Origin of the sequence: Cylindrospermopsis sp. CR12 (assembly GCF_001432185.1) — a bacterium.
Taxonomy (GTDB): Bacteria; Cyanobacteriota; Cyanobacteriia; order Cyanobacteriales; family Nostocaceae; genus Raphidiopsis; species Raphidiopsis raciborskii.
In genome coordinates this window covers 1-1,949 of the sequence record NZ_LMVE01000045.1, presented here as the reverse complement: position 1 = coordinate 1,949, position 1,949 = coordinate 1, and the positions used below count along the sequence as shown (strand labels likewise).

At 44.5% G+C, this 1,949-nt stretch carries 1 protein-coding gene; it reads right to left on the bottom strand.

Annotation, left to right across the window (positions count from 1 at the left end; all coding sequences use genetic code 11):
* Positions 1-170: 170 nt before the first annotated feature.
* Positions 171-1,718 (bottom strand): ATP-binding protein, encoded by a 1,548-nt coding sequence (locus ASL19_RS06250; RefSeq protein ID WP_057177678.1) that lies wholly within the window; start codon positions 1,716-1,718, stop codon positions 171-173.
* Between the last annotated feature and the right edge of the window lie 231 nt (positions 1,719-1,949).

Genomic DNA, 1,949 nt, shown 5'->3' with positions numbered 1-1,949 from the left:
AATTTTGCCAATTAGGGATTTTGCCATAAATGGTGGGGGTTTTCGCCTCCTGGAGGTATTTTATATGTATATAGACGAGTTTTTAAGTTTGTAGGTTGGGTTGACGCTAGGAAACCCAACATTAATGATTTAAACAACAATGGCGATCTCGCATACCCAGTGCTTCGCGACTAACTGCGAATGACGGTAATAGTGCGTCCCCCCGGACTAATAGCTTCCTCCGTACTAATTCTCTCTCCCATGGGTGGTAATCCGGGACGGCGATCGAAAATCACTAACCAACCTGTATCCAATCCTAAACCATCCAGATATTTATCCAGTTGGGTTAAACCCTTGGTTAACGGATCTAACTTTTCCCTCCGCACCTTTAACTCTATGCCCATCACCACTTGGCCATAGCGTAAACAAATATCCATCCTTCCAGAACCAATGGCATATTCCCGCTCTAAGGTGCCACCACCATTTACTACCCGATGTAAAAATGCCATTAACACTAAATGGGGAGCAATCTCATGGTAAGGTGCACTTCTGAGTAGTGGTTCCCCATGTTGTCGCCAAAATTCTAAGAAAGAGTCTAATAGGATTTGAGGGTTGAGTGTGCCATCAGGATTTAACCAGTTGAGCTCCACCGAAGTTAAAGAGGCGATCGCCACGGAGGCTAAAGCTTTAGGTAAAATCTCTCGATAAATAGGGTTAGCAATTTCTAGTCCACCCCCGCGATCGCGACGGCATAAACCCAGATCTAACACGTATCGTAAGTTATCTTCTGGCGTATCAGCTAAGTCTTCACCAGCTAACATAGGTTGAATAATGTCCCTGACCCTATCTTCCCGTAATCTTTCTGCCAAGCTATCTAAATGGGTATCCTGGCGTCGAATCAGAATTTCCTTGGCTTGGTTAATCACTTCAGCAGTAATGGGTTGGGTGATATCTTTCACTAAAACCTGAGTAGCTTGACGAGCTAGGGCGTTAACTAACCACGGTTGTCCATCAGTTAAATAAAATGCCTGTTGAATTGCTTCTATGGTAAAAACCTGTCCCGTAGCTTGTGTATGTTGTAAGTAAAGTTCTTCTACTTCAGGTAAGGTAAAATTACTTAAAGTCAAGGATTCAGCCTTGATATTAAAAGGACTAGAGGTATTGAGTCGTTCACTTCCACCGGATTTCACCTTATAGTCCCGCACATCCCGCATGCCAATTAGCCCCACCGAATGGGGAAACGCCCGGGGACGACGATTGTAACCTGAGCGTAATTGTCTGAGAACAGAAATCAATGTTTCATCTGCTAAAGCATCAATTTCATCCAGGAAAACCACTAGGGGACGAGTAGCAACCTTAGCCCAGCTGGCTAATGCGGCTCCAATTTGCCGCCCGGGTTGAGATGGTGGCCAACGGGGTGGGTGAAGATTAGTTGGTAGGTAAACACAAGCGGATTCTTGCCATTCATCCAAAATTGCACGTTCAGCCATACCCGGATCCTGAGAGAAGGGTGCCCCTACTTCTAAAGAAAGCATGATGGCGGTGTATTCCCCACTATCAGTCAATTCTTGAGCTAGGGCTATCATAGCGGTGGTTTTGCCTACTTGTCGCGGTGCATGAATGATAAAGTAATTGCGACCATCAATTAGTGCTTTCAAGTCCGGTAGTCGAACCGTGGGGGAGAGCATATAGTGGATGTCAGATTGGCAAGGACCAGCAGTGTTAAAGTGTTTGGGCATGGTGAGAAGGAGTTTTTAAAAAATAACCTTACCGATTTTATTCTAAGTGGGTCAGTGGAATTAAATATAAGATTAACGTAGGTTGAGTTTAATACGAAACCCAACACCCTCAACTCATGGCATTACTCAAATAATATGCCATAAAAAAAGCCCCCCACTAGGTGAGGAGCTTTTCATTTACCAGTATTGGTTATTAACCGTTGATTGCAGGAGCGGTTAATGCTACAGGTG

Bases quoted from the DNA above. Each gene is read 5' to 3' on its own strand.
- ASL19_RS06250 (WP_057177678.1), bottom strand. From the start codon at position 1,718: ATGCCCAAACACTTTAACACTGCTGGTCCTTGCCAATCTGACATCCAC.